20 protein-coding genes are annotated in these 25,727 nt (G+C 67.6%); 13 read left to right on the top strand and 7 right to left on the bottom strand.

All coding sequences use genetic code 11. The features are described from left to right. The first annotated feature begins 298 nt into the window (after window positions 1–298). Window positions 299–1,636 carry an MATE family efflux transporter gene (locus OG219_RS23790; protein ID WP_266829601.1) on the top strand — a complete coding sequence of 446 codons (1,338 nt, stop codon included), beginning with the start codon at window positions 299–301 and terminating at the stop codon, window positions 1,634–1,636. A gap of 147 nt (window positions 1,637–1,783) precedes the next feature. Here OG219_RS23790 and rplI read toward each other — a convergent pair whose 3' ends face one another. From rplI to rpsF, 4 genes are all read right to left on the bottom strand, one after another. Further along, window positions 1,784–2,230: a 50S ribosomal protein L9 gene (rplI, locus tag OG219_RS23795; RefSeq protein ID WP_266458477.1), complete on the bottom strand. Its 447-nt coding sequence runs from the start codon at window positions 2,228–2,230 to the stop codon at window positions 1,784–1,786. An 18-nt stretch (window positions 2,231–2,248) separates the two neighbouring features. Then, the gene (gene rpsR, locus OG219_RS23800; RefSeq protein ID WP_003949403.1) at window positions 2,249–2,485 is read right to left on the bottom strand and encodes a 30S ribosomal protein S18; all 237 of its coding nucleotides are present in this window, start codon (window positions 2,483–2,485) and stop codon (window positions 2,249–2,251) included. Between the two features lie 46 nt (window positions 2,486–2,531). After that, on the bottom strand, window positions 2,532–3,155 hold the full coding sequence (locus tag OG219_RS23805; RefSeq protein ID WP_266829604.1) for a single-stranded DNA-binding protein: 624 nt from the start codon (window positions 3,153–3,155) through the stop codon (window positions 2,532–2,534). Window positions 3,156–3,232: 77 nt separating this feature from the next. After that, on the bottom strand, window positions 3,233–3,523 hold the full coding sequence (gene rpsF / locus OG219_RS23810; protein WP_266829606.1) for a 30S ribosomal protein S6: 291 nt from the start codon (window positions 3,521–3,523) through the stop codon (window positions 3,233–3,235). Window positions 3,524–3,808: 285 nt separating this feature from the next. Between rpsF and OG219_RS23815 the strand changes: the two genes are divergently transcribed. The 3 genes from OG219_RS23815 to OG219_RS23825 all read left to right on the top strand — a co-directional run bounded on the left by OG219_RS23815 (window position 3,809) and on the right by OG219_RS23825 (window position 6,572). After that, a complete protein-coding gene (locus OG219_RS23815) occupies window positions 3,809–4,123 on the top strand; it encodes a hypothetical protein (RefSeq protein WP_266458455.1) in 315 nt (104 codons plus the stop codon). Between the two features lie 167 nt (window positions 4,124–4,290). After that, complete coding sequence (gene femX, locus OG219_RS23820) at window positions 4,291–5,412, top strand: peptidoglycan bridge formation glycyltransferase FemX (RefSeq protein ID WP_266829609.1); 1,122 nt, start codon at window positions 4,291–4,293, stop codon at window positions 5,410–5,412. A gap of 128 nt (window positions 5,413–5,540) precedes the next feature. Beyond that, on the top strand, window positions 5,541–6,572 hold the full coding sequence (locus tag OG219_RS23825; RefSeq protein ID WP_266829611.1) for an alanine racemase: 1,032 nt from the start codon (window positions 5,541–5,543) through the stop codon (window positions 6,570–6,572). A 91-nt stretch (window positions 6,573–6,663) separates the two neighbouring features. On the opposite strand, the gene OG219_RS23830 is transcribed toward OG219_RS23825, so the two are convergent. Both OG219_RS23830 and OG219_RS23835 read right to left on the bottom strand, forming a co-directional pair. Continuing rightward, window positions 6,664–8,169 carry a glycosyltransferase family 87 protein gene (locus OG219_RS23830; RefSeq protein ID WP_266829614.1) on the bottom strand — a complete coding sequence of 502 codons (1,506 nt, stop codon included), beginning with the start codon at window positions 8,167–8,169 and terminating at the stop codon, window positions 6,664–6,666. 119 nt (window positions 8,170–8,288) lie between these two features. Continuing rightward, window positions 8,289–10,997: a transglycosylase domain-containing protein gene (locus OG219_RS23835; protein WP_266829616.1), complete on the bottom strand. Its 2,709-nt coding sequence runs from the start codon at window positions 10,995–10,997 to the stop codon at window positions 8,289–8,291. A gap of 376 nt (window positions 10,998–11,373) precedes the next feature. Between OG219_RS23835 and OG219_RS23840 the strand changes: the two genes are divergently transcribed. The 3 genes from OG219_RS23840 (at window position 11,374) to OG219_RS23850 (ending at window position 14,527) form a co-directional block, all read left to right on the top strand. Further along, complete coding sequence (locus tag OG219_RS23840) at window positions 11,374–12,057, top strand: PadR family transcriptional regulator (RefSeq protein WP_266829618.1); 684 nt, start codon at window positions 11,374–11,376, stop codon at window positions 12,055–12,057. 43 nt (window positions 12,058–12,100) lie between these two features. Then, a complete protein-coding gene (locus tag OG219_RS23845; RefSeq protein WP_266458438.1) occupies window positions 12,101–13,183 on the top strand; it encodes an inositol-3-phosphate synthase in 1,083 nt (360 codons plus the stop codon). A 78-nt stretch (window positions 13,184–13,261) separates the two neighbouring features. Continuing rightward, complete coding sequence (locus tag OG219_RS23850) at window positions 13,262–14,527, top strand: MFS transporter (RefSeq protein ID WP_266829621.1); 1,266 nt, start codon at window positions 13,262–13,264, stop codon at window positions 14,525–14,527. Between the two features lie 107 nt (window positions 14,528–14,634). Here the strand turns inward: OG219_RS23850 and OG219_RS23855 are convergent, their stop codons facing one another. Next, the gene (locus OG219_RS23855; RefSeq protein WP_266829623.1) at window positions 14,635–16,101 is read right to left on the bottom strand and encodes a CCA tRNA nucleotidyltransferase; all 1,467 of its coding nucleotides are present in this window, start codon (window positions 16,099–16,101) and stop codon (window positions 14,635–14,637) included. Between the two features lie 222 nt (window positions 16,102–16,323). Here OG219_RS23855 and OG219_RS23860 point away from each other — a divergent pair, with 222 nt between their 5' ends. The 6 genes from OG219_RS23860 to trxB all read left to right on the top strand — a co-directional run bounded on the left by OG219_RS23860 (window position 16,324) and on the right by trxB (window position 25,705). Further along, complete coding sequence (locus tag OG219_RS23860) at window positions 16,324–18,720, top strand: DUF6049 family protein (protein ID WP_266829626.1); 2,397 nt, start codon at window positions 16,324–16,326, stop codon at window positions 18,718–18,720. Window positions 18,721–18,766: 46 nt separating this feature from the next. Further along, a complete protein-coding gene (gene murJ / locus OG219_RS23865; protein ID WP_266829628.1) occupies window positions 18,767–21,028 on the top strand; it encodes a murein biosynthesis integral membrane protein MurJ in 2,262 nt (753 codons plus the stop codon). Between the two features lie 116 nt (window positions 21,029–21,144). Then, a complete protein-coding gene (locus tag OG219_RS23870; protein WP_266829630.1) occupies window positions 21,145–22,860 on the top strand; it encodes a serine/threonine protein kinase in 1,716 nt (571 codons plus the stop codon). A 28-nt stretch (window positions 22,861–22,888) separates the two neighbouring features. Continuing rightward, the gene (sigM, locus tag OG219_RS23875) at window positions 22,889–23,605 is read left to right on the top strand and encodes an RNA polymerase sigma factor SigM (protein WP_266829632.1); all 717 of its coding nucleotides are present in this window, start codon (window positions 22,889–22,891) and stop codon (window positions 23,603–23,605) included. Beyond that, a complete protein-coding gene (locus OG219_RS23880; RefSeq protein WP_266829634.1) occupies window positions 23,602–24,555 on the top strand; it encodes an anti-sigma factor in 954 nt (317 codons plus the stop codon). Before sigM ends, OG219_RS23880 begins: the two co-directional genes overlap by 4 nt. 184 nt (window positions 24,556–24,739) lie before the next feature. Further along, window positions 24,740–25,705, top strand: coding sequence for a thioredoxin-disulfide reductase (gene trxB / locus OG219_RS23885; protein ID WP_266829636.1), 966 nt, complete (start codon window positions 24,740–24,742; stop codon window positions 25,703–25,705). Window positions 25,706–25,727: the final 22 nt, after the last annotated feature.

Below are 25,727 nucleotides of genomic sequence, written 5' to 3' on the forward strand. Positions count from 1 at the left end.
GGGCACCGTCAGCCAATCTGGTTATCCACAGGCCATGTGGACGACGGCCCGGATGCTGTGGAGAACCCCACAAAACCTGTGCACGACCCGGTGGACAGGCCTGTGAACAAGCCCTCAGCCCTCCAAAGGAACACACCCTGACCTGCAACTTTCCCGTCCACCGGCTGTGCAGAAGAAAAACTTTCCCGGTCGGACCAAGATCGTTGCAAACGGCGTACGACGGCGCGCCGCACCGGCCAGCAAGTAAGGGTCATTCTGAGATTGCATCTCTTACCTGTGGAAGATTAGATTGGTGCTCATGACACAGGCTCCCGCGGCGCCCAAGGCCGCCCGACGTCGGCACGACCGAGAGATCGTCGCGCTGGCCGTTCCGGCCTTCGGCTCACTCGTCGCCGAGCCACTCTTCCTGATGGCCGACACCGCGATCGTCGGCCATCTCGGCACCGCGCAACTGGCCGGCCTCGGCATCGCCTCAGCCCTCCTCATGACGGCCGTCGGCGTCTTCGTCTTCCTCGCCTACGCCACCACGGCCGCCGTCGCCCGCCGCGTCGGCGCCGGCGATCTGCGCGCCGCTATCCGCCAGGGCATGGACGGCATCTGGCTCGCCCTGCTGATCGGCGCAGCCGTCATAGCCGTCGCCCTGCCCACGGCGCCCTCCCTGATGGAACTCTTCGGCGCCTCCGACACCGCCGCCCCATACGCCATCACCTATCTGCGTATCTCGGCGCTGGGCATCCCGGCCATGCTCGTCGTGCTCGCCGCCACCGGTGTCCTGCGCGGTCTGCAGGACACCAAGACCCCGTTGCACGTCGCCGTCGGGGGCTTCGTCGCCAACGGCGTCCTCAACGTCGGCCTCGTGTACGGTGCCGGCCTCGGCATCGCAGGCTCGGCCTGGGGCACCGTCATCGCCCAGTGCGGTATGGCCGCCGCTTATCTGTACGTCGTCATCCGCGGCGCCCGCAAGCACGGCGCCTCACTGCGGCCCGACGCCGCCGGGATACGGGCCTGTGCCCAGGCCGGTGCACCCCTGCTGGTGCGCACTCTGTCGCTGCGGGCGATTCTCATGATCGCCACGGCGGTCGCCGCCCGTCTCGGAGACGCCGACATGGCCGCACACCAGATCATCCTGTCGCTGTGGAGTCTGCTCGTCTTCGCACTCGACGCGATCGCCATCGCCGGGCAGGCCATCATCGGACGCTACCTCGGAGCGGGCGACGCCCAGGGTGCCCGTGAGGCCTGCCGCCGCATGGTCCAGTGGGGAATCGCCGCGGGAGTCGTACTCGGCTTGCTGGTCATCGCCGCCCGCCCCCTGTTCCTTCCTCTGTTCACCAGCGACTCGGTCGTCCAGAACGCGGCGCTGCCCGCACTGCTACTGGTCGCCGTGTCGCAGCCCATCAGCGGAATCGTCTTCGTACTGGACGGAGTCCTGATGGGCGCGGGGGACGGGCCGTATCTTGCGTGGGCCATGCTGCTGACTCTGCTGGTCTTCGCCCCCGTGGCACTGCTCGTACCCGTACTCGGTGGCGGCCTGACCGCGCTCTGGGGAGCGATGACGCTGATGATGACCACCCGGATGATGACCCTGTGGCTGCGTTCCCGCTCGGGACGCTGGATCGTCACGGGCGCGACGCGCTGAACGTTTCACGTGAAACGTCCGCCTCGTTTCACGTGAAACAGGGGCGGAGTCACACCTGAGCGAAACCCAACGGCGCTTTCACTGAACGAAGAAGGGCCGCACCCCATTGGGGTGCGGCCCTTCTCTCAGCTATGCCGAGCGCAGCGGTCAGGCCGCGACGACCTCGATGTTGACCTTGGCGGCAACCTCGGGGTGCAGACGCACGGACGTCGCGTGGGCGCCCAGGGTCTTGATCGGCGCGCCCAGCTCGATGCGGCGCTTGTCGACCTCGGGGCCACCGGAAGCCTTGATCGCCGAGGCGATGTCGGCCGGGGTGACGGAACCGAAGAGACGACCGGCGTCGCCGGAGCGAACGGCCAGACGGACCTTCACGCCTTCGAGGCGGGCCTTGATCTCGTTGGCCTGCTCGATGGTCGCGATCTCGTGGATCTTGCGAGCACGACGAATCTGCTCGACGTCCTTCTCGCCGCCCTTGGTCCAGCGGATCGCAAAGTTCCGCGGGATCAGGTAGTTGCGAGCGTAACCGTCCTTGACGTCAACGACGTCGCCCGCGGCACCGAGGCCAGAGACCTCGTGGGTGAGGATGATCTTCATATGTCAGTCACCCTTCCCTTATCGCGCGGTGGAGGTGTAGGGCAGCAGCGCCATCTCACGGCTGTTCTTCACAGCCGTGGCGACGTCACGCTGGTGCTGCGTGCAGTTGCCGGTCACGCGGCGGGCACGGATCTTGCCGCGGTCGGAAATGAACTTCCGCAGCATGTTCGTGTCCTTGTAGTCCACGTACGTGACCTTGTCCTTGCAGAATGCGCAGACCTTCTTCTTAGGCTTGCGCACAGGCGGCTTCGCCATGGTGTTTCTCCTGTGTGATCAAGAAGTTGGGGTACGAGCCCGCCCCTTAGAAGGGGGGCTCGTCCGAGTAGCCACCACCAGAGCCACCAGAACCGCCGGAGCCGGTCGAGCCGCCGGAGCTTCCGCCCCAGCCGCCGCCACCGCCACCGCCGCTCTGGTTGCCACCGGCAGGAGCGCTGGTCGCCCAGGGGTCTTCGGCGGGAGCGCCGCCACCCTGCGGCTGACCGCCGCCGGAGCCTCCGCCCCAGCCACCGCCACCCTGCTGGCCGCCGCCACCGCCGCCGTAACCGCCCTGGCCACCTCGGCCTGTGGTCTTGGTGACCTTGGCCGTGGCGTTCTTCAGGCTGGCGCCGACTTCCTCGACGTCCAGTTCGTAGACCGTGCGCTTGACGCCCTCACGGTCCTCGTAGGACCGCTGCTTCAGCCGGCCCTGCACGATGACGCGCATGCCTCGCTGGAGCGATTCGGCGACGTTCTCAGCCGCCTGACGCCAGACCGAGCAAGTCAGGAACAGGCTTTCGCCGTCCTTCCACTCATTGGTCTGACGGTCAAAGGTGCGGGGGGTGGACGCGACACGGAACTTCGCGACCGCCGCACCGGAAGGGGTGAAGCGCAGCTCGGGGTCGTCGACAAGATTGCCGACGACCGTGATGACGGTCTCGCCTGCCATGGGGGTACCTCTCGGCGGGTTTGCTGCTGGCTGCTAGTGCTGCTACTCGATGCCCGAGATCAGCTGAGCTGGAGAGCTCAGTGGGTCTCGGGACGGAGGACCTTGGTCCGGAGGACCGACTCGTTCAGGTTCATCTGTCGGTCGAGCTCCTTGACGACTGCAGGCTCGGCCTGCAGGTCGATGACCGAGTAGATGCCCTCGGGCTTCTTCTTGATCTCGTAGGACAGACGACGACGGCCCCAGGTGTCGACCTTCTCGACCTTTCCGTTGCCCTCACGGACGACGGAGAGGAAGTTCTCGATCAGCGGCGAGACAGCGCGCTCTTCGAGTTCGGGGTCGAGGATGACCATCACTTCGTAGTGACGCATGTGGAACCCACCTCCTTTGGACTCAGCGGCCACGGTCGTTCCGTGGCAGGAGGGTTGTGATGCGTACGCAACGGTATCGGCCGCCACTGACAATCGGGCTCCCATCGGCGAACCGAGCGGGATTCCCTGTCGTGACCTGGCCTTGGCCTGGGCAGACACCGGTGCAGAGAGTACAGAGTACCCGCACACGGGCTTCCGGTTGAAATCCGACCGGGTTGAGCGTCAGTCTGTACACATCGGGTGTGTATGGCGCTACGATGCGCCGCCTTCCGCAGGAGGTGCCCTATGGCACAGACATTGCGACCCAACACCGTCGGATCCCTGCTCGCCACCGACCACAAGCCCCACCCCCTCCAGGACACTCTGGTCGGGCTGACCCTCGTGCTCGGAGCGACGGCCTTCATCACGGCCCAGTTCCACAGCCTGCATCTGATCAGCTCCTGGACAGGGCTGCTGGGCATCCTCACCGGCGCCGGCGGACAGTTCATCTCGGAGACGACACGGGAGCGCTTCGGGCTGATCCTGGGTCTCGGTGCCGCGGCCGTCGGTTTCTTCCTTGGCATGGCACACGGCGGCCTCTTCGGCGGCGTCATCGGCTGACGGCCCGCCAGACAGCCGAACAGCCCCTCAGGACGTCCTGGCCGCGTATCGGTCAGGGCGCAGGTTCCATACGGCCAGACGGGGCGCTCACAGGGCGCAGTAGGCTTCGGCGCGAGAGCCGGAGCCCCTGTACCCATGGGGACACACCAGCCCGAGGAGCGCCCCGAATGAGCCTGACCCTGAGGACCATCAGCCGTGAGCAGCATCTGGCGTACATCCAGAGTCTGCCCGCAGCTAGCCACATGCAGGTCCCGGCCTGGGCAGACGTCAAGGCGGAGTGGCGCTCCGAGAGCCTCGGGTGGTTCGACGACAGGTCCGGCGAGATGGTCGGTGCGGGTCTTGTGCTGTACCGCCAGCTGCCCAAGATCAAGCGTTATCTCGCCTACCTGCCCGAGGGTCCGGTCATCAACTGGTTCGCCCCGAACCTCGGCGACTGGCTGCAGCCGATGCTCGCGCATCTCAAGCAGCAGGGCGCCTTCTCCGTGAAGATGGGCCCGCCGGTGATCATCCGGCGCTGGGAGGCCGCTTCCATCAAGGGCGGCATCCAGAACCCGGACGTGAAGCGACTGCGCGACATCGAGGCCGACTTCATCGAACCGCGCGCCTTCGAGGTCGCCGACAAACTCCGCCGCATGGGCTGGCAGCAGGGTGAGGACGGCGGCGCCGGCTTCGGTGACGTACAGCCCCGCTACGTCTTCCAGGTGCCGCTCGCCAACCGCTCCTTGGAAGAGGTCCACAAGAACTTCAACCAGCTGTGGCGCCGCAACATCAAGAAGGCCGAGAAGGCGGGCGTCGAAGTCGTCCAGGGCGGTTACCAGGATCTGGAGGAGTGGCAGCGGCTGTACGAGATCACGGCCGTCCGCGATCACTTCCGGCCCCGCCCGCTGTCGTACTTCCAGCGCATGTGGACGGCCCTCAACACCGAGGACCCCAACCGCATGCGGCTCTACTTCGCCCGGCACGACGGCGTGAACCTGTCCGCGGCGACGATGCTGGTCGTGGGGGGACACGTCTGGTACTCGTACGGCGCCTCGGACAACATCGGGCGGGAGGTCCGGCCCTCGAACGCGATGCAGTGGCGCATGCTGCGCGACTCGTACGCGCTTGGGGCGACCGTCTATGACTTGCGCGGCATCTCCGACTCGCTGGACGAGACCGACCACCTCTTCGGTCTGATCCAGTTCAAGGTGGGCACGGGCGGGGAGGCCGCCGAGTACCTCGGTGAATGGGACTTCCCGCTCAACAAGCTGCTCCACAAGGCACTCGACATCTACATGTCGCGCCGCTGACCCGGCCGGATCCGCATGCCGTGCCCCTGATCCGGCCCGGCATCGCTCCGTCGGTCCGGCGAAGCCGCCACAATTTCCCTTCATACCTCTGATACACCGCAGCCACGAGAAAGGTTCCGGGACCGGCCATGGCGCTCACGCTCTACGTCGACACCGCGCGCTGGCGGGCACACCACAAGCAGGTGTCCGAGCAGTTTCCGGGGCTGGTCCCCGTCTGCAAGGGCAACGGGTACGGCTTCGGCCACGAGCGCCTCGCTGACGAGGCCACCCGCCTGGGCTCGGACGTCCTCGCCGTCGGCACCACGTACGAAGCCGCCCGGATCAAGGACTGGTTCGGCGGTGACCTGCTGGTCCTGACGCCTTTCAGGCGGGGCGAGGAGCCGGTACCGCTGCCCGACCGGGTGATCCGGTCCGTGTCGTCCATCGACGGCGTGTACGGCCTTGTGGGCGCCCGCGTCGTCATCGAGGTGATGTCCTCGATGAAGCGGCACGGGGTGAGCGAGCAGGACCTGCCGCATCTGCACTCCGCCATAGAGAACGTCCGGCTGGAGGGCTTCGCCATCCACCTGCCGCTGGACCGCACCGACGGCTCGGACGCCGTCGAGGAGGTCATCGGCTGGATGGACCGCCTGCGCGCTGCCCGTCTGCCGCTGCACACGATGTTCGTCAGCCACCTCAAGGCCGAGGAACTCGCCCGCCTCCAGCAGCAGTTCCCGCAGACCCGCTTCCGTGCCCGCATCGGCACGCGGCTGTGGCTGGGAGACCACGAGGCGACCGAGTACCGCGGGGCCGTCCTGGACGTCACGCGCGTCTCCAAGGGCGATCGCTTCGGCTACCGCCAGCAGAAGGCCGCCTCGGACGGATGGCTGGTGGTCGTCGCGGGCGGCACGTCGCACGGTGTGGGCCTGGAGGCCCCGAAGGCGCTGCACGGTGTCATGCCGCGCGCCAAGGGCGTCGCCCGCGCCGGCCTCGCGACGGTCAACCGGAACCTTTCCCCGTTCGTCTGGGCGGGCAAGCAGCGCTGGTTCGCGGAACCCCCGCACATGCAGGTCTCCATCCTCTTCGTGCCCTCCGACGCCACGGAGCCGAAGGTGGGCGACGAACTCGTGGCCCATCTGCGGCACACCACCACACAGTTCGACCGCATCGTCGAACGCTGACCCCGGGGCCGCGATCCTCCCGGCCCAACCAGAAGGCCGTACACGGTGTCCGTGTACGGCCTTCTGTATGGCTTCCCCGCGTACTGTTCGCTCAGGGCGAACGCTCTCCAGCGGTCGCACTCCCGCTGCCCCACTCCACCTGGGGGCCCTCGAAGTGCGCGGCGTGCCGCGGCGGATGGGCCGCAGGCCCGAACACGAAGACGTCCTCCGCACCGTCCAGCACCCCGCCCGACGGATCGTCGTCACCGGCGCGGCGCACCATGTCCCGCTCGGGCATGAAGATGTCGCGCACGACCACGGCGCACAGGTACAGCGTCCCCAACAGGTGGACGGCGATGGCGACTTGGTAGCCCTCGGTCGGCAGGCCCTTGTGGGCGTCCCCGCTGGTCGTGTACGCCAGATACATCCAGATGCCCAGGAAGTACGCGACCTCGCACGCCTGCCAGATCAGGAAGTCCCGCCAGCGAGGCCGGGCCAGCGCGGCGAGCGGGACCAGCCACAGCACGTACTGGGGCGAGTAGACCTTGTTGGTGAGGATGAAGGCCGCGACGATCAGGAAGGCGAGCTGAGCGAAGCGCGGGCGGCGCGGGGCGGTGAGCGTGACCGCGGCCAGGCCCACGCAGACGAGCAGCATCATGATCAGCGCCCACGTGTTCGCCGCGTCGGCGGTGATCGTGATCTTCAGCCAGTTCGAGAGGAACAGGAAGATCGAACCGAAGTCGACGCCCCGTTCCTGACTGAAGCTGTAGAACTTCGCCCACCCGTCCGGTGCGAGATACATCACCGGAAGATTCACGACGAGCCAGGCTCCGACCGCGCCGAGCAGCGCGGTCCCGAACTCTCGCCACTTGCCCACTCGCCAGCACAACAGGAACAACGGTCCGAGCAGCAGGAACGGGTAGAACTTGGCGGCCGTGGCGAGCCCGATGAGCACACCGAACGCCAGCACACGGCCTCGCGACCACATGAGCATCGCGGCGGCCAGGAGGGCCACAGCGAGGAGATCCCAATTGATGGTGGCCGTGAGCGCGAAAGCGGGTGCCAGAGCGACCAGGAGGCCGTCCCAGGGCCGCCGACAGTGGGTGCGCGCGGTGCATACGGCGATGACCGCCGCGCACACCATCAGCATCCCGGCGTTGACCATCCAGTAGATCTGCTCCTGGTCCTGGATGCTGCCGCTGCCCGGAGTGAGCCAGGACGCGACCTCCATGAACACGCCGGTCAGCACCGGGTACTCGAGGTACTCCATGTCGCCGGGGAGCCTGTCGAAGTACGGCACCAGGCCGTCGGCGAAGCCGCGCCCCTGGTAGAGGTGCGGGATGTCCGAGTAGCACGCGTGCGTGTACTGGGAGCTGGCCCCGAAGAACCATGCACCGTCGTAGCACGGCAGCTTCTGCACCATGCCGAGGGCGAACACACCGATCGCCACGAGTGCGACGACCCGTACGGGGGTCCACCAGGACGTCCCGAGCAGGGCCCGTCGTCCGATGGGGCCACCGATCAGCTCACTGCCGGTCGAGGCGATCTCGTCTTCCCTGGTCGGCCGTACTGGCTCCGGCTCGCGCACGCTCACTCGCGTCGTCTCTGCACTGGGCATGCCGCACATCCTGCCGTACGCACCTAGGAATGCGGCGAGGGCCGCCACACCTGGTCGGTGCGACGGCCCTCGTTTCACGTGAAACGGTGTGTTTCACGTGAAACACACACGGAGGTGGGCTATCCGCTCGATCCTCCGAAGAGCCCTCCGTTGCCGTTCCCATTGCTGTTCCCGTTACTGCTACTGGTCGACTCCGATGGCGTGGCCGTCACTCCTCCGTCCGTGCCGCCGGTGTCTGTCCCACCGGTGTCCGTCCCACCGGTTTCGGAGCAGTTCCAGTCGAAGTTGCCACAGGTCTCGCTGGTCGTGGGCGTGGGAGACGTGGTGGTCAGGGTGGGCGTCGGAGTCGGCGTCGCGCTCTCCACCTCGCTCTCGGTGGGCGAGGGGGTCGCACTCGGGCTCGGGGTGTCGTTGATGACCTCGCCGATGTCCTCGGGCTCCGGGAAGTCCTCAGCCTTCTCGCCCTTGAGCGCCTGCTCCATGTAGTCGTGCCAGATCTGGGCCGGGAACGAGGCACCGTGGATCTTCTTCTCGCCACCCGTGCCGTACATCTCCAGGAACTCGCGATCCTTCTTGGTCTCGTCGTCGTCCATGCGATACATGCCGATCGCGGTCGACAGCTGCGGGGTGTACCCGACAAACCAGGCGGACTTGTTGCCGTCGGTGGTACCGGTCTTACCGGCCACCTCCCGGCCCGTCAGCTGGGCGGCGGTACCGGTTCCGTCCTCGACCACGGTCTTCAGGACGTCGGTGACGTTGTCGGCGACCTTCGCGGTGAAGGCGTCCTTGGCAGTGCCCTCGTGCTGGAAGACGGTGCCGTCCTGGTCGGTGACCTTCTCGACCGAATACGGATCGTTCTGCTTGCCGCTGGCCGCGAAGGTGGCATACGCGCCGGCCATACGGATGGCACTCGGGTCGGACGTACCGAGGGAGAACGACGGGAAGCTGGCGCTGGCAAGGCTCGACTCCAGGACACCCGCGTCCACGGCGGCCTCCTTGACCTTGTCCAGGCCGACATCCATGCCCAGCTGGACGTAGGCGGAGTTGACGGAGTTGCGCATCGCCTCACGGAGGTCGATGTCGTAGCTCGGCGCGTTGTACGACTCACCGCCGTCGTTCGTCTGCAGCCACTCCTTGTCGTCCTTGTCCGTCCAGACGGTGCCGTCGTAGTCCTGGATCTTCAGCTTGTTCTTGCCGCTGTAGAGACTGTCGGGGGAGACGACGGTGCGCTCGTCCTGCGCCTGGCTCGGGTCACCATCCTTGTCCCGTACACCCCAGGACATGGCGGCCGCCAGCACGAACGGCTTGAACGTCGAACCGACCTGGGCACCGGTCGCGTCGGCGTTGTCGGTGAAGTGCTTGGTCGCGTCCACGCCACCGTAGATGGCCTTGATCGCGCCGCTTTCCGGATCCACGGAGGCCCCGCCGAACTGGACGTAGGTGTCCGTCTCCGGGCGCTTCTTGGGATCGATGTTCTTGTCCTGGACTTCCTTCACGGAAGCCTCGAGCGCGGCGACCTTCTTCTTCTCGAAGGTCGTATGGATCTCGTAGCCGCCCTGCTGAAGCTGTTCCTGAGTGATCCCGGTCTTGTTGTTGATGAGGTACGAGTTGGCCAGGTCGACGAGGTAACCGATCTGACCGCTCAGCTGGGCGTTCGACCGCGGGCTCTGGTACTTGGGGAAGGTCTTGTACTTGGCCCGCTCGGCGGCGGTCAGGTGCCCGTCCTTGACCTCTTCGTCGAGAATCCACTTCCACCGGTACTCGGCGCGCGCACGGTTGGCCGTGGCAGTGGCGGCCGGGTCGATCGACTGGGCACCCGCGGGGTCGTAGTACGTGGCGCCCTTGAGCATCGCCGCCAGGAAGGCGCACTCGCTCGCGTTCAGGTCAGTGGCGTCCTTGTCGAAGTAGGCGCGCGCCGCCGCCTGGATGCCGTAGGCGTTGCGCCCGTAGTACGCCGAGTTCAGGTAGCCGGCCATGATGTCCTCCTTGTCCATGGAGGCACCGACCTTTATGGAGACGAACAGCTCCTTGAACTTCCGGGAGATCGTCTGCGACTGGTCGTCCAGCATCGCGTTCTTCACGAACTGCTGGGTGATGGTGGAGCCACCCTGCGTCTGACCGCCCTTGGCCATGTTGACGAAGGCTCGGGCGATACCCATCGGGTCGACACCACTGTCGGTCTCGAACGTCTTGTTCTCGGCCGACATGACCGCGTAGCGCATCTCCTTGGGGATCTGCGCGTAGCTGATGATCTGGCGGTTCGTCTCACCACCTGTGGCGACCATCTGGCTGCCGTCGGCCCAGTAGTAGACGTTGTTCTGTGCCTCGGCGGTCTTGGCGACGTCCGGGACCCCCACCAGGGCGTACGCGACACCCGCCACCGCCACCAGGCTGCCGCAGAAGCCGATGAACAGCCCCGAGACCAGCTTCCAGGACGGAATCCAGCGCGCTGCGCCGTACTTGCCCGCGCGCGGATAGTCGATGATGCGCTTCTTAACGGGCCCGGATGCACGGCCGCGGCCACGCCCGGGCCCGTTCGGGCCCCCGGGGCCACCACGCCGGCCTCCGCCTCCGGGCCCGCCGTTTCCGGCGCCGTCGGCTCCTCTGCGCCGACTGCCGCCACTGCTTCTCTGCGCGGCACGGCGGGCCTCGGCACGGCCACCGTACGAGCGCTCCTCTTCACCCCCCGACCCATAGGAGTCGGAAGGAGACCCGGTGGCGCTTCGCGGGGCCGCGCGGCGGCCCGAGGTCGAGCCGGACTGGCCGCGTCGGGCCGCGGCACGTCCGCCTTCCTGCGACTGCGGCAGTTTGCGACGGTGCTCGCTCATCGAACGATTACTCCTCGGGCAGGCGCACCCATGCGCGCCTGGAAACGGCTGCGGCTGGTTTCCGGTCCCCCCGAAGTACGGATGCGGTCGTAATCGCATTCACCCGTACTGCACCGAGGACGGTGACGTCCTCAGACGTCACTTGGTTCCCCGTGGTGTGCATGCCGCACAGACTACGCACCGTCAAAACCCACCTAGGGCCGAAGTTCACCCCAAATCAGGCAACTTGCTTCGTATGAATCGGTGATGTGACGCCGTTCACCGTGACCCCTCTTGCCGCATCCGAGTGGCCGTTCTATCGTGTCGATGTATCGAGTCGATACATCAGCGCGGCATAAAGACCGTGCCGAGGAGACAGCGACAGGGAGGAGGCGACATGAGCCGGCGTTCCGGGATCCTCGAGTTCGCCGTACTCGGCCTGCTCCGCGAGTCTCCGATGCACGGCTATGAGCTGCGCAAACGACTCAACACGTCACTGGGTGTGTTCCGTGCCTTCAGCTACGGCACGCTCTACCCCTGCCTCAAGACGCTGGTCGCCAACGGCTGGTTGATCGAGGAGCCTGGGGCCACACCCGAGGACGCCCTCGCCGCTCCACTTGCGGGGCGTCGCGCCAAGATCGTCTATCGATTGACGGCGGAAGGTAAGGAACACTTCGAGGAGCTGCTCTCCCAGACGGGTCCCGACGCATACGAGGACGAGCACTTCGCGGCTCGCTTCGCTTTCTTCGGGCAGACGTCGCGCGATGTACGCATGCGCGTACTGGAGGGCCGCCGCAGCCGCCTCGAGGAGCGCCTGGAGAAGATGCGCGCCTCTCTGGCGCGCACCCGGGAGCGCCTCGACGACTACACGCTTGAGCTCCAGCGCCACGGAATGGAGTCCGTGGAGCGCGAAGTGCGCTGGCTGAACGAGCTCATCGAGAGCGAGCGAGCGGGGCGGGACGTCAAGGGTTCCGCCTCCGAGGGCTCAGCTCAGCACGACAGCACATCTGGCGAGGCGGGCGGCCTGCCCCGGCACCGGGACAGCTCCCGGCCGGATCCGTCCGACGACACCACCACGTGAGACCCGGTCGGGGTTTCACCAGTACATACAGGGAGCAATCGGAATGGGTTCGGTTCGCGTAGCCATTGTCGGCGTGGGCAACTGTGCCGCCTCGCTGGTGCAGGGCGTCGAGTACTACAAGGACGCCGACCCGGCGGCCAAGGTGCCCGGCCTGATGCACGTCCAGTTCGGCGAGTACCACGTCCGTGACATCGAGTTCGTCGCCGCCTTCGACGTCGACGCGAAGAAGGTCGGCCTCGACCTCTCCGACGCCATCGGCGCCAGCGAGAACAACACCATCAAGATCTGCGACGTCCCGAACAAGGGCGTCACGGTCCAGCGCGGTCACACCCTCGACGGTCTCGGCAAGTACTACCGCATGACCATCGAGGAGTCCGCCGAGGAGCCGGTCGACGTCGTCCAGATCCTCAAGGACCGCCAGGTCGACGTCCTCATCTGCTACCTGCCCGTGGGTTCCGAGGACGCGGCGAAGTTCTACGCCCAGTGCGCCATCGACGCCAAGGTCGCGTTCGTCAACGCCCTCCCGGTCTTCATCGCCGGCACCAAGGAGTGGGCGGACAAGTTCACCGAGGCGGGCGTCCCGATCGTCGGCGACGACATCAAGTCGCAGGTCGGCGCCACCATCACGCACCGTGTGATGGCGAAGCTGTTCGAGGACCGCGGTGTCCGTCTTGAGCGCACCATGCAGCTCAACGTCGGCGGCAACATGGACTTCAAGAACATGCTGGAGCGCGACCGCCTCGAGTCCAAGAAGATCTCGAAGACGCAGGCCGTCACCTCGCAGATCCCCGACCGCGACCTGGGCGAGAAGAACGTCCACATCGGCCCGTCGGACTACGTCCAGTGGCTGGACGACCGCAAGTGGGCGTACGTCCGCCTCGAGGGCCGCGCCTTCGGCGACGTCCCGCTGAGCCTGGAGTACAAGCTCGAGGTCTGGGACTCCCCGAACTCCGCGGGTGTCATCATCGACGCCCTGCGCGCCGCGAAGATCGCCAAGGACCGCGGCATCGGCGGCCCGATCCTCTCCGCGTCGAGCTACTTCATGAAGTCCCCGCCGGTGCAGTACTTCGACGACGAGGCCTACGCCAACGTCGAGAAGTTCATCAAGGGCGAGGTCGAGCGCTAAAGCCCGTCTCGTTGATGGCTGTTGAGGGTCCCTGGGCATTCCGCCCGGGGACCCTCCTCGTATGTGAGGCTGTGCCCCATGGCTGTCGTACGTGACCTGCGCGTACTCCTGCGCTTCCAGGGGTTCAGGCGTCTGCTGGGCGTACGGCTGCTGTCCCAGGGCGCCGACGGGGTCTACCAGGTCGCGCTCGCCACGTACGTCGTCTTCTCACCGGAGAAGCAGACCTCTGCGGGCTCGATCGCCTCCGCCATGGCGGTACTGCTGCTCCCGTACTCCCTCATCGGCCCCTTCGCGGGTGTCCTGCTGGATCGCTGGCGGCGCCGCCAGGTCTTCCTGTACGGCAACCTGTTGCGGGCGGCACTGGCGTGTGTGACAGCCGTCCTGATGCTGAGCCATGTCCCCGACTGGCTCTTCTACGTCTCCGCTCTGTGCGTCACCGCGGTCAACCGCTTTGTCCTCTCCGGCCTTTCGGCCGCGCTGCCCCGCGTCGTCGACTCCGAGCGGCTGGTGATGGCCAACTCCCTGTCGCCCACCGCCGGGACGCTCGCCGCGACCACGGGCGGTGGGCTCGCGTTCGTCGTACGCCTGGTCGCCTCGGACTCCGACGCGGCAGTCGTCCTCGTCGGGGCAGCCCTGTATCTGTGCTCGGCCCTCGCCTCTCTGCGTCTTGCCCCGGAACTGCTCGGACCTGACCGGGAGTTGGTGCCGTCACGACTGTCCACGGCGCTCGCCGGCACCGCGCGCGGCCTCGCGGCGGGCGTGCGACATCTGGCCGAGCCCGCACGACGGCAGGCGGCCTGGGCGCTCATGGCGATGACGGTGATGCGCTTCTGCTACGGCGCCCTGACCGTCATGGTGCTGATGTTGTGCCGGTACGCCTGGACGTCCGGCTCGGATGACGACGGGCTGGCACTGCTGGGGCTGGCCCTGGGCATCTCGGGGGCAGGATTCTTCGCCGCGGCCGTGGTGACACCCTGGGCAGCCGGACGACTGGGCCCCGTTGGCTGGATCGTCGCGTGCGCCGGTGCTGCCGCCGTCCTGGAGCCCGCACTCGGTCTGCCGTTCGCCGCTGCTCCCATGCTGGTCGCCGCCTTCGTCCTGGGTCTGACCACACAGGGCGCGAAGATCGCGACGGACACGATCGTGCAGTCCTCGGTCGACGACGGCTTCCGCGGCCGGATCTTCTCCGTCTACGACGTCCTGTTCAACGTCGCCTTCGTCGGCGCGGCCGCAGTGGCCGCACTGATACTGCCTCCTGACGGACGCTCGGTCTCGCTTGTCCTCACCGTGGCGGTGCTCTACGCGGCGGTGGCTGCCGCTCTGGCCCGTTTCAAGTCGCGGTAGGCAGCACCGCAGCCGCAAAACAGGGGGCGGTGTTTCACGTGAAACACCGCCCCTCGCATGGTGCCCGGGTCGATGTTTCACGTGAAACATCGACCCGCCCAAGAGCCTCAGCCTTGCTCGGCCCACCACTCCTTCAGCGCCGACACGGCCGCGTCGCGCTCCATCGGCCCGTTCTCCAGCCGAAGCTCCAGCAGGAACTTGTAAGCCTGACCGATGGCCGGCCCGGGGCCGATGCCCAGGATTTCCATGATCTCGTTACCGTCGAGGTCGGGACGGATCGAGTCCAGCTCTTCCTGCTCCTGGAGTTGCGCGATGCGTTCCTCCAGGCCGTCGTACGCACGGGAAAGCGCCGTTGCCCTCCGCTTGTTGCGGGTGGTGCAGTCGGAGCGGGTCAGCTTGTGGAGCCGGCCGAGGAGCGGGCCGGCGTCACGTACATAACGACGAACAGCGGAGTCCGTCCACTCTCCGGTGCCGTACCCGTGGAAGCGCAGGTGAAGTTCGACCAGACGCGAGACGTCCTTGACGAGATCGTTCGAGTACTTCAGCGCCGTCATCCGCTTCTTGGTCATCTTGGCGCCCACCACCTCATGGTGGTGGAAGGAGACCCGCCCGTCCTTCTCGAAGCGGCGCGTCCTCGGCTTGCCGATGTCGTGCAGCAGCGCGGCGAGCCGGAGGACCAGATCGGGACCGTCCTCCTCCAGCTCCATCGCCTGCTCCAGGACGATCAGCGTGTGCTCGTAGACGTCCTTGTGCCGGTGGTGCTCGTCGCGCTCCAGGCGCAACGCCGGAAGCTCGGGCAGCACGTGGTCGGAGAGCCCGGTGTCGACGAGCAGCGTCAGGCCCTTGCGCGGGTGTGCGGAAAGGATCAGCTTGTTCAGCTCGTCCCGCACCCGCTCGGCCGAGACGATCTCGATGCGCCCCGCCATGTCCGTCATCGCGGCCACCACCTCGGGGGCAACCTCGAAGTCGAGCTGCGCGGCGAACCGAGCGGCCCGCATCATCCGCAGCGGATCGTCCGAGAAGGACGCCTCAGGGGTACCCGGCGTGCGCAGGACGCGACCGGACAGGTCGTCCAGGCCCCCGTGCGGGTCGATGAACTCCTTCTCCGGCAGCGCGACGGCCATCGCGTTCACGGTGAAGTCGCGGCGCACGAGATCTTCCTCGATGGAGTCGCCGTAGGACACCTCGGGCTTGCGTGAGGTCCGGTCGTAAGCCTCGGAGCGGTACGTAGTGATCTCGATCTGGAACGACTGCTGTACGTCGCCCACCCGAGCGTCCTTCTGTGCGCCGACTGTGCCGAAGGCGATCCCCACCTCCCACACGGCATCCGCCCAGGGCCGCACGATCTTCAGTACGTCCTCGGGGCGAGCCTCGGTCGTGAAATCCAGGTCGTTGCCGAGCCGGCCAAGGAGCGCGTCACGGACCGAGCCGCCCACCAGCGCGAGTGAGAACCCGGCCTCCTGGAATCGGCGGGCGAGCTCGTCGGCGACAGGGGACACCCGCAGCAGTTCACTCACCGCGCGGCGCTGCACCTGACTCAGGGCACTGGGGTTGTCTTCGTTGGCGTTCGACACAACAGAAAAGGTTACGTGGCCGGGGCCCCCACGGGCGCCTCCATAAAACGTGCACAGCCGACCCCTCCCTGCACGGCGCCCCATACGCACTCATACAGGACACTCGACCCGGTCCCCCGATCTTGTGGCACAGTCCGCGGCACTTCCCCTCAGCGCGCATCGTTACCATGCGTGGACGCACATTCCGACGACCACTGACGATGACTAGGGACGGGCGAGCGCGTGGCCGAGGCGGCAGACTTCCAGGGGATGAGTCCCTCACCTGCCCGCCGGTGGCTCCGGCGCAGCGGCGCACTGCTCGCCGGTGTGCCCTTGCTGGCCGGGCTGCTCCAGCTGCCCCTCGGCACGTCCGCGTACGCCGCCGAGAGGACCGCTGTGGCCGACGCCACCGGGTCCAGCACGGTCGATGTCTCCATCGATACGCTCAGTCCCAGTGCCCCTACGGCGGGCGACACCATCACGGTCTCCGGCTCGGTCACCAACAAGGGCAAGCAGACGGTCACGGACGCCCATGTGGGCGTGCGGGTGGGTCCGGCTCTCAACAGCCGCTCCGCGATCGACAGCGCCGCGAAGCGCACCGGGTTCCAATTGGGTCTCGACGGCTCGGAAGTCGGCGGCACGTACGTCGCGAAGTTCTCCGAGCTCGCCGTCGGCGTCTCTCAGCCGTTCAGCATCTCGGTGCCCGTCGATGAGCTGGATCTCGGCGCCGACGGGGTCTACCAGCTCGGCGTCTCCCTCACGGGCCGGACCGCTGCCCAGTCGTGGGACCAGATCCTCGGCATCCAGCGGACGTTCCTGCCCTGGCAGGAGGAAGCGGCGGACACGAAGACGAAGACGACGTATCTCTGGCCGCTGATCTCCACGGTCCACCTCACGGCGGAGACCGGGTCGGACGCGCAGCAGACACCCGTCTTCGAGAATGACGACCTGGCCAAGGAGATCTCGCCGGGCGGCCGTCTGGACCAGCTGCTGTCCTTGGGCAGCGGCCTTGACGTCACCTGGGTGCTCGACCCGGACCTGCTGGCTTCCGTCGACGCCATGACGCGCAGCTACCAGGTCCAGGACGGCGACACCACCACGGCGGGCAAGAACCAGGCGATCGCCAAGCATTGGCTCGCCGAGCTGGAGAAGACGGTCGAGGACAAGGAAGTCGTCGCCCTCCCCTTCGCCGACCCCGACCTGGCGTCCCTGGCGCACAACGGCACGAACGTCACCGGCTCCCTGAGCCACCTCAAGGACGCCACTGACGTGGCCGCCAGCACGGTGGACACCATCCTCCACGTCACGCCGAACACCGACTTCGCCTGGCCCGCGGACGGCGCCCTCGACCCGTCGATCGTCAAGGTCGCCACCTCCGCCGGCGCCGACAAGGTGATCGCCCGCAGCGACAGCCTGCGCGAGACGGGCGGGCTGTCGTACACGCCGAGCGCCGCCCGCCCCATCGGCGCCGGGACGACCGCGGTGGTCGCGGACGCCCGGCTGTCGACCGCGTTCCAGGGCGACATGACGGAGGCCGACAGCTCCACGCTCGCCGTGCAGGAGTTCCTGGCCCAGAGCCTGGCGATCAACCTTCAGGAGCCGGAGAAGCAGCGCAGCATCCTGGTCGCCCCGCAGCGCACGCCGTCCGCGAGCCAGGCCCAGACGATGGCGCAGGCGCTGACGGCTCTCCAGGGCGGGAACTGGTCGGAGTCCCAGGGCCTGTCCGCTGCCGCCAAGGCCAAGCCGGACCCGGGTGCCACCACGAAGGTGCCCGCCGAGTCCTCGTATCCCTCTTCGCTGCGCAAGCAGGAGCTGCCGCAGTCGGCCTTCGAGTGGATCCGGGACACGCAGACCAGTCTCGACAACTTCAAGGTCATCCTCACCGACGAGTCCCGTGTGGTCACCCCGTTCGGCCGGGCGATGGACCGGGGGATGTCCACGTCCTGGCGCGGCCGTCCCGTTCCGGCGGCTACCTTCCGCGCAAGCGTTTCGTCGTACCTCAACGAACTCACCGGCCTGGTCGGACTGATCGAGAAGTCCGACGCGAAACTCTCGGGGCGCAGCGCCACGATCCCCGTGACCGTGCAGAACAACCTCGTGCAGGACGTCGATCATCTGGTCCTGCGCCTCACCTCGCAGCAGCCCACCCGCCTCAAGATCGGCGACGGCCCCTACGACGAGCAGCCGATCACCGTCGCGGGCGAGCACAGCCAGTCGGTGAAGTTCACCACCTCGATCAAGGCCAACGGCCCCGTGAAGGTGGTCGCCCAGCTGTACACGCAGGACGGTCAGAAATACGGCGACCCCGTCACCTTCGAGGTGAAGGTCACCGAGATCACCTCGACGGTGATGCTGGTCATCGGCGGCGGCTTCCTGCTGCTCGTGCTCGCCGGATTCCGGATGTACACGCAGCGCAAGCGCGCGGCCGCCCGGCAGGCCGAGGAGGACGCCGGCGAGGACGAGAGCCCGAACGAAGACGCGGACGCCACCGTGGACACCGAGGACTCCCAGGACCACCCCGCAGACGAGTCCGGCACGGAGTCCGGGGCAGACGACCCGGAGCACCCGAGTGACCCGACACCGGACACCGCACCGGAAAGCGCCGACCCGTCCGGCACGGGTGAGAGAGTGGACCGTTGAGCGATGTCGTGGCCGGTGGGCCCGGGGACGATGAGGTGGGGTAACCATGAACGCGCCGTACGACGGTGACCGCGGTCAGGGCGCGGGCAGCTCGGGCTACCCCGAGGGCTACCCGGATCAGGGCACCGGGAACTCCGGCTACCCCGAGGGCTATCCCGAAGGCCCGCCGCCCGAGCCCGGGCAGCTGCCGCAGGGACCCCCCGCGGACATGTACTTCCAGGACGCCTACGCCCAGGACCCCTACCGGGCACAGGACCTCTCCGCCCAGGACCCGGTGACCGAGGCACTCTACGACCGTGCCGCGCACCCCCCGCCGCCGCCCGGCACGTATCACCCGCAGCCTCCGCTCTACGCCCAGCCGCCCACGCCGCAGTACGCCCCCGACCCGCGCATCTGGGCCCAGACGCCCCCGCCGGAGCCCGCGGGCCCGACCCGGCACCTTCCGTACGGGGACGACGCGTCCACCACCCAGTTCGTGGGCGTCGACGACCTGGTCACCCAGGCCGGCGAGCAGCACCACGAGCCCGATGCCTTCGCCCACCTCTTCCGCGACCAGGGACAGGGCACCGGCCGTCCGTACGCCGGTCCGCCCGGCGTACCGTCACCGGCCGCCGAACCAGCTCCGGCCGCCGCGCAGGCTCCGCCCCCCGCGGCTGCGTCCGCACCGAAGAAGTCCGGGGGGCGTGTTTCGGGGATGCTCCAGTCGAGCGCGGTGATGGCGGCGGGGACACTCGTGTCCCGGCTCACCGGTTTCGTACGCACCATGATCATCACGGCCGCTCTCGGTGCCGCGACACTCGGCGACACCTGGACCGTCGCGTACACGCTGCCGACGATGATCTACATCCTCACCGTCGGCGGAGGACTCAACTCGGTCTTCGTGCCCCAGCTGGTGCGCTCCATGAAGGACGACGAGGACGGCGGCGAGGCTTACGCCAACCGCCTGCTGACCCTCGTCATGGTCGCCCTCGCTGTGATCGTCGCCGCCGCCGTCTTCGCGGCTCCGCTGCTGATCCAATTGATGTCGAACTCCGTCGCCAGCAACCCGGCGTCGAACAATGTCGCCGTCTCCTTCGCCCGCTACTGCCTGCCCACGATCTTCTTCATGGGTGTCCATGTGGTCATGGGCCAGATCCTGAACGCCCGCGGGAAGTTCGGCGCGATGATGTGGACTCCGGTCCTGAACAACATCGTCATGATCTTCACGTTCGGCATGTTCCTCTGGGTGTACGGGACCGCCGCGGACTCCGGCATGACGGTGAGCAACATCCCGGCGGACGGCATCCGACTGCTCGGCATCGGCACCCTGCTCGGCCTGGTCGTGCAGGCCCTGGCGATGATCCCGTATCTGCGCGAGACCGGTTTCCGGTTCCGCCCGCGCTTCGACTGGAAGGGCCATGGCCTCGGCAAGGCTGTCCAGCTCGCCAAGTGGACCGTGCTCTTCGTCCTCGCCAACCAGGCGGGCGTCCTCGTCGTCACCCAACTGGCCACCGCGGCAGGCGAGTCCTCGGGCAGAAGCGGCGCGGGCATCATGGCCTACTCCAACGCCCAGCTGATCTGGGGCATGCCGCAGGCGATCATCACAGTCTCCGTCATGGCGGCCATGCTGCCGAGGATCTCGCGAGCCGCCCACGACGGCGATCCTGGCGCCGTCCGCGACGACATCTCCCAAGGCCTGCGCACCTCGGCAGTCGCGATCGTCCCGGTCGCCTTCATGTTCGTCGCCCTGGGCATCCCGATGTGCACCCTGCTCTTCGGCTCCAGCGGTATCCCGGCCGCCCAGTCCATGGGCTACGTCCTCATGGCGTTCGGCCTGGGCCTGATTCCGTTCTCCGTGCAGTACGTCGTCCTGCGCGGCTTCTACGCGTACGAGGACACCCGCACGCCCTTCTACAACACGGTCATCGTGGCCGCGGTGAACGCCGCTGCCTCAGCGCTCTGCTACGTGGTTCTGCCCGCCAAGTGGGCGGTCGTCGGCATGGCCGGCTCGTACGGCCTGGCGTACATGGTCGGCGTCGGAGTCGCCTGGCAGCGGCTGCGCAGGCGGCTGGACGGAGACCTCGACGGCGCCCGTGTCCTGCGGACGTACGCCCGGCTCTGCCTGGCGTGCATCCCGGGTGCCCTGGCAGGTGGCGCGGTCGGGTTCGCGATCACCAGGGCGCTCGGTCACGGAGTCGTCGGATCGATCGCGGCACTCGTCGCGGGATCGATCGCCCTCCTCGCCGTCTTCTACGTCGCAGCGAGGAAGATGCGCATCGAAGAACTCAACTCAATGGTCGGAATGGTCCGCGGGCGCCTGGGGCGCTGAGGCGGGGGTACGCGCACAACCATCGTTCGCCGCCGTGTGTCGTGCATAGCGGCGGACTGTGGGCACAATTGGTTTCTGCGTCGGAGCACGCAAAGGATGGGGAGGCGGGAACGACGGTGGCGGAACGGAGCACGGCTGCCGTCGACGTGGCAGACAACAGCGGTGACGAGCCGCTGACCGCCAAGGCGGACCAGTCCACGGCCGACGGGGTGGCCCAGAAGCGGGAGCGGGACACGGAGAGCGAAGAGGCACAGGGGAGCGGCGGGACCGAGCGTCCCGGAAAGGCCTCACCGCCCGAACTGCACAGTGGTCACAAGCTCGCCAGACGCTACCGCCTCGAGGAGTGCGTCACCCGTCTGGACGGTTTCAGCAGTTGGCGTGCGGTGGACGAGAAACTCCGCCGAGCCGTCGGTGTGCATCTGCTGCCCGCCGACCATTCGCGGGCCCGCTCAGTACTGGCGGCGGCCCGGTCCTCCGCCCTGCTCGGCGATCCCCGCTTCGTCCAGGTCCTGGACGCGGTCGAGGAGAACGACCTCGTCTATGTGGTGCACGAGTGGCTTCCGGACGCCACGGAGCTCACGACGCTCCTGGCCTCGGGCCCGCTCGAAGTGCACGACGCGTACCAGATGGTCAGCCAGGTCTCCCAGGCCATGGCCGCCGCGCACCGCGAGGGTCTCGCGCACCTGAGGCTGACCCCGGGTGCCGTACTGCGCACCTCGTCGGGCCAGTGGCGCATTCGCGGGCTCGCGGTGAACGCCGCGCTGCGCGGCATCAGTTCCGACACTCCGCAGCGCACCGACACGGAGGCGATCGGTGCACTCCTGTACGCCGCGCTGACTCAGCGCTGGCCGTACGACAACGACGCGTACGGTCTGTCCGGGCTGCCCAAGGGCGTCGGTCTCATCGCTCCCGACCAGGTACGGGCAGGCGTTCACCGGGGCCTGTCCGAGCTCACCATGCGCGCGCTCGCCAACGACGGCGCGACCGCCTCCCGCCACGAAACTCCGTGCACCACGCCGGAGGAACTGGTGAGGGCGATCAGCGAGATGCCCCGCATCCGCCCGCCGGAGCCGGCGTTCACCGCCCCGCCGGAGTACCAGCGCACGTCGTACCAGCAGGGCACGTACGGCCGTCAGGCACCGCGCCCTGGTGCGACGCAGCCCGTTCCGACCCCGCCGTCCCCGTTGCAGAGCCGTACCGGCAAGGTCCTCAAGTGGGCCGTGTCAGCTCTGCTCATCGCCGCGCTGGGCCTCGGCAGCTGGCAGCTCGCGGACGCGCTCATGGACCAGGGCAAGTCCGAGGACACGAACCAGACGCAGCCGACGGACGGCGACGACAAGTCGAGCGACAAGGCCAAGCCGGTCGAGCCGATCACCATCAAGGGTGCGCAGGAGTACTACCCGGACGGCAAGGCTCAGCACCCCAACGACGTGGGGCTCACCTACGACGGCGACAGCTCCACGTACTGGCGCACGTACTCCTTCAACGGCGGGCCCGTGCTGGCCCCGTACAAGCAGGGCGTGGGCATCGTCTACGACCTCGGCTCCACACAGAGCCTGTCGGCGGCTTCGATAGGGCTGAACTACACCGGCGATCACACGACCGTCTCGCTGTACGCGGCGAGCTCGCTCTCGTCGTCGGCCCCGCTCAGCTCCATGGATGAGATCGCAACCGCCACGACCTCCGGTCAAGACCTGAAGATCGCCGCCGACAAGGCGGTGGAGACGCGGTACGTGTTGGTCTGGATCACCGCGGCCCCTTACTCGGGCAAGGACGAGTACAGCGGCGCCGGCTACAAGCAAGCCATCACGGACGTGAAGTTCACCGGCTGACGCTCGTCGACAAAGGGGAGGGGGTCCGATGGCCGATGAAGTCGCATACGGCGAAGCAAGCGATCAGGACCTCCTCGCTCGCCATGTCGAGGGCGACCCCGACGCCTTCGGCGAGCTCGTAAGGCGTCATCGCGACCGGCTCTGGGCGGTGGCCCTGCGAACGCTGGGAGACCGTGAGGAAGCCGCTGACGCGGTTCAGGACGCCCTCGTCTCCGCCTACCGCGCCGCCCACACCTTCCGCGGCCAGTCGGCCGTCACCACCTGGCTGCACCGCATCACGGTGAACGCCTGCCTGGATCGGGCCCGCAAGGCCGCTTCCAGGAAGACCTCTCCCGTCGATGACACCGAACGCCTGGAACAGCTCCTCGAGCCGCACGAGTCAGCCTCCGCTCCGGCCGAGCGCAACGATCTGCACCGAGAGCTCCTCAAGGCGTTGTCCACCCTGCCGCCCGACCAGCGCGCCGCCCTGGTTCTGGTGGACATGCAGGGCTACCCCGTGGCGGAGGCAGCCCACATCCTCGACGTGCCGATCGGCACGGTGAAGAGCCGCTGCGCTCGCGGCAGAGCCAGACTGCTCCCGCTGCTCACCCATCTCCGCACGGAGAACGGGAGCAGCGAGGACGGCAAGAAGGCGGGCAGCGGACGGAACCGGACGCAGGGGACATCCGTCCCACCCGCAGCGGGACCACACGATGCAGGGCCAAGCGATCCAGCTGCTGTGAAGGGCGGAGGTGGGAGAGCGTGACATCCACGACGGATATGGCCGGGCACCCGGACGTCGCGGAGATCTCCGACCTCACCGAAGGTCTCCTCCCTCCCACCCGTACCGAGGACGTGCGAAGGCATCTCGACGATTGCCCGCTCTGTGCCGACGTGTACGACTCGCTGGAGGAGATCCGAGGTCTGCTCGGGACCCTGCCGGGCCCGGTTCGCATGCCCGCCGACGTGGCCGGCCGCATTGATGCCGCTCTGGCGGCGGAAGCCCTGCTGAGTGCCACGGCACCCGAGCGTGACTCCGATGCGGCGGACGACCGCGCGAGTGTTTCACGTGAAACATCGTCCGCTGACGTCCTCGTCGCATCACCCGACCCAGGTTCCCCTTCCTCGGCAGACCGCCCCCTGGGGCGTCCTCGCGCGGCCACCGGCCCCGGACGTGCCCACCGAGTGCGTCATGGACGCCGTAGGGCCGCCGTCATCGGTTCGGTCTTCACGGCCGCCGCACTGGGGCTGGGCGCGATCCTCCTGCAGACGATGGGCGACGACAACTCGGGCAAAGGTTCTCAGGCAGAGGCACCGCAAGAGTCGGGTTCGACGGTCACCTTCTCCGAGGGGACGTTGGAGAGCCAGGTCTCTGATCTCCTCGCGAAGAACAAGAGCGCAGAAAATCGCTCCGGCGGCGTGGAACCCTGGGGCGTCGAGTCCCCTGACGCCGGTTCCGGGTCTCCAGGGATCGGCACTTTGGTCACGCCCTCCGTAACCGTCCCTGAATGCGTCCAGGAGGGAACGGGGAACAGCGGGGCGGTTCTCGCCGCCGAGCCGGGCACGTACAACGGCACGAGTGTCTATCTCGTCGTGCAGCCCGACGCCTCCGACAGCACGAAGGTCGCGGCTTACATCGTCGACGCCGCCTGCATGAAGCAGGACTCGGCATCCCCGGGAAAGCTCCTGCTGACGCAGTCGTACACCCCGTCCTGAGGTTCTCAGAACCGAGCGAGCTCCTGCCCAGACGTCCCTTGGCCTCTCTCTGCGGTCCCGCGCCCCCGTGTGCCCGGACACAGAGGGAATGCTGGCCCCTTAGGATCCGTTGGGTGGGGTGAGAGTTCTGAGAGAGGCTCCCACCGGCAGTACGCAGCAGTCTCCAGAGACGAGGAATCAAGCCGTGACCGACGTCCGTAACGTGATCATCATCGGCTCCGGGCCCGCCGGCTACACGGCGGCGCTCTACACCGCGCGCGCGTCGCTGAAGCCCCTGGTGTTCGAGGGCGCCGTCACCGCAGGCGGCGCGCTGATGAACACCACCGAGGTGGAGAACTTCCCCGGCTTCCAGGACGGCATCATGGGCCCCGAGCTCATGGACAACATGCGTGCCCAGGCCGAGCGCTTCGGTGCCGAGCTCGTTCCGGACGACATCGTGGCCGTCGACCTGGCGGGCGAGATCAAGACCGTGACGGACACCGCGGGCACCGTCCACCGTGCCAAGGCGATCATCGTCACGACCGGCTCCCAGCACCGCAAGCTCGGCCTGCCCAACGAGGACGCCCTCTCCGGACGCGGCGTCTCCTGGTGTGCCACGTGTGACGGCTTCTTCTTCAAGGACCACGACATCGCCGTGATCGGCGGCGGCGACACCGCGATGGAGGAGGCCACCTTCCTCTCCCGCTTCGCCAAGTCCGTGACGATCGTCCACCGCCGGGACAGCCTGCGCGCCTCCAAGGCAATGCAGGAGCGTGCCTTCGCCGACCCGAAGATCAAGTTCGTCTGGGACAGCGAAATCGCCGAGATCGAGGGTGACCCGAAGCTCTCGGGTCTGAAGCTGCGCAACCTCAAGACGGGCGAGATCTCCGAGCTGCCGGTGACCGGTCTGTTCATCGCGATCGGCCACGACCCGCGCACCGAGCTCTTCAAGGGTCAGCTCGACCTTGACGGCGAGGGCTACCTGAAGGTCGAGGCGCCCTCGACTCGGACGAACCTGACCGGTGTCTTCGGTGCCGGTGACGTCGTCGACCACACGTACCGCCAGGCGATCACCGCCGCCGGCACCGGCTGCTCCGCCGCCCTCGACGCTGAGCGCTACCTTGCCGCCCTCGCGGACAACGAGGCCGCCACCGCGGCCGCCACTGTCTGACCCCCATCCGCCCCACCGCACC

Origin of the sequence: Streptomyces sp. NBC_00038 (assembly GCF_026343635.1) — a bacterium.
Classification (GTDB): Bacteria; Actinomycetota; Actinomycetes; order Streptomycetales; family Streptomycetaceae; genus Streptomyces.

Excerpts from the sequence above, each read along its gene's own strand:
- OG219_RS23790 (WP_266829601.1), top strand. The coding sequence starts at position 299 with ATGACACAGGCTCCCGCGGCGCCCAAGGCCGCCCGACGTCGGCACGAC.
- rplI (WP_266458477.1), bottom strand. The coding sequence starts at position 2,230 with ATGAAGATCATCCTCACCCACGAGGTCTCTGGCCTCGGTGCCGCGGGC.
- rpsR (WP_003949403.1), bottom strand. The coding sequence starts at position 2,485 with ATGGCGAAGCCGCCTGTGCGCAAGCCTAAGAAGAAGGTCTGCGCATTC.
- OG219_RS23805 (WP_266829604.1), bottom strand. The coding sequence starts at position 3,155 with ATGGCAGGCGAGACCGTCATCACGGTCGTCGGCAATCTTGTCGACGAC.
- rpsF (WP_266829606.1), bottom strand. The coding sequence starts at position 3,523 with ATGCGTCACTACGAAGTGATGGTCATCCTCGACCCCGAACTCGAAGAG.
- OG219_RS23815 (WP_266458455.1), top strand. The coding sequence starts at position 3,809 with ATGGCACAGACATTGCGACCCAACACCGTCGGATCCCTGCTCGCCACC.
- femX (WP_266829609.1), top strand. The coding sequence starts at position 4,291 with ATGAGCCTGACCCTGAGGACCATCAGCCGTGAGCAGCATCTGGCGTAC.
- OG219_RS23825 (WP_266829611.1), top strand. The coding sequence starts at position 5,541 with ATGGCGCTCACGCTCTACGTCGACACCGCGCGCTGGCGGGCACACCAC.
- OG219_RS23830 (WP_266829614.1), bottom strand. The coding sequence starts at position 8,169 with ATGCCCAGTGCAGAGACGACGCGAGTGAGCGTGCGCGAGCCGGAGCCA.
- OG219_RS23835 (WP_266829616.1), bottom strand. The coding sequence starts at position 10,997 with ATGAGCGAGCACCGTCGCAAACTGCCGCAGTCGCAGGAAGGCGGACGT.
- OG219_RS23840 (WP_266829618.1), top strand. The coding sequence starts at position 11,374 with ATGAGCCGGCGTTCCGGGATCCTCGAGTTCGCCGTACTCGGCCTGCTC.
- OG219_RS23845 (WP_266458438.1), top strand. The coding sequence starts at position 12,101 with ATGGGTTCGGTTCGCGTAGCCATTGTCGGCGTGGGCAACTGTGCCGCC.
- OG219_RS23850 (WP_266829621.1), top strand. The coding sequence starts at position 13,262 with ATGGCTGTCGTACGTGACCTGCGCGTACTCCTGCGCTTCCAGGGGTTC.
- murJ (WP_266829628.1), top strand. The coding sequence starts at position 18,767 with ATGAACGCGCCGTACGACGGTGACCGCGGTCAGGGCGCGGGCAGCTCG.
- sigM (WP_266829632.1), top strand. The coding sequence starts at position 22,889 with ATGGCCGATGAAGTCGCATACGGCGAAGCAAGCGATCAGGACCTCCTC.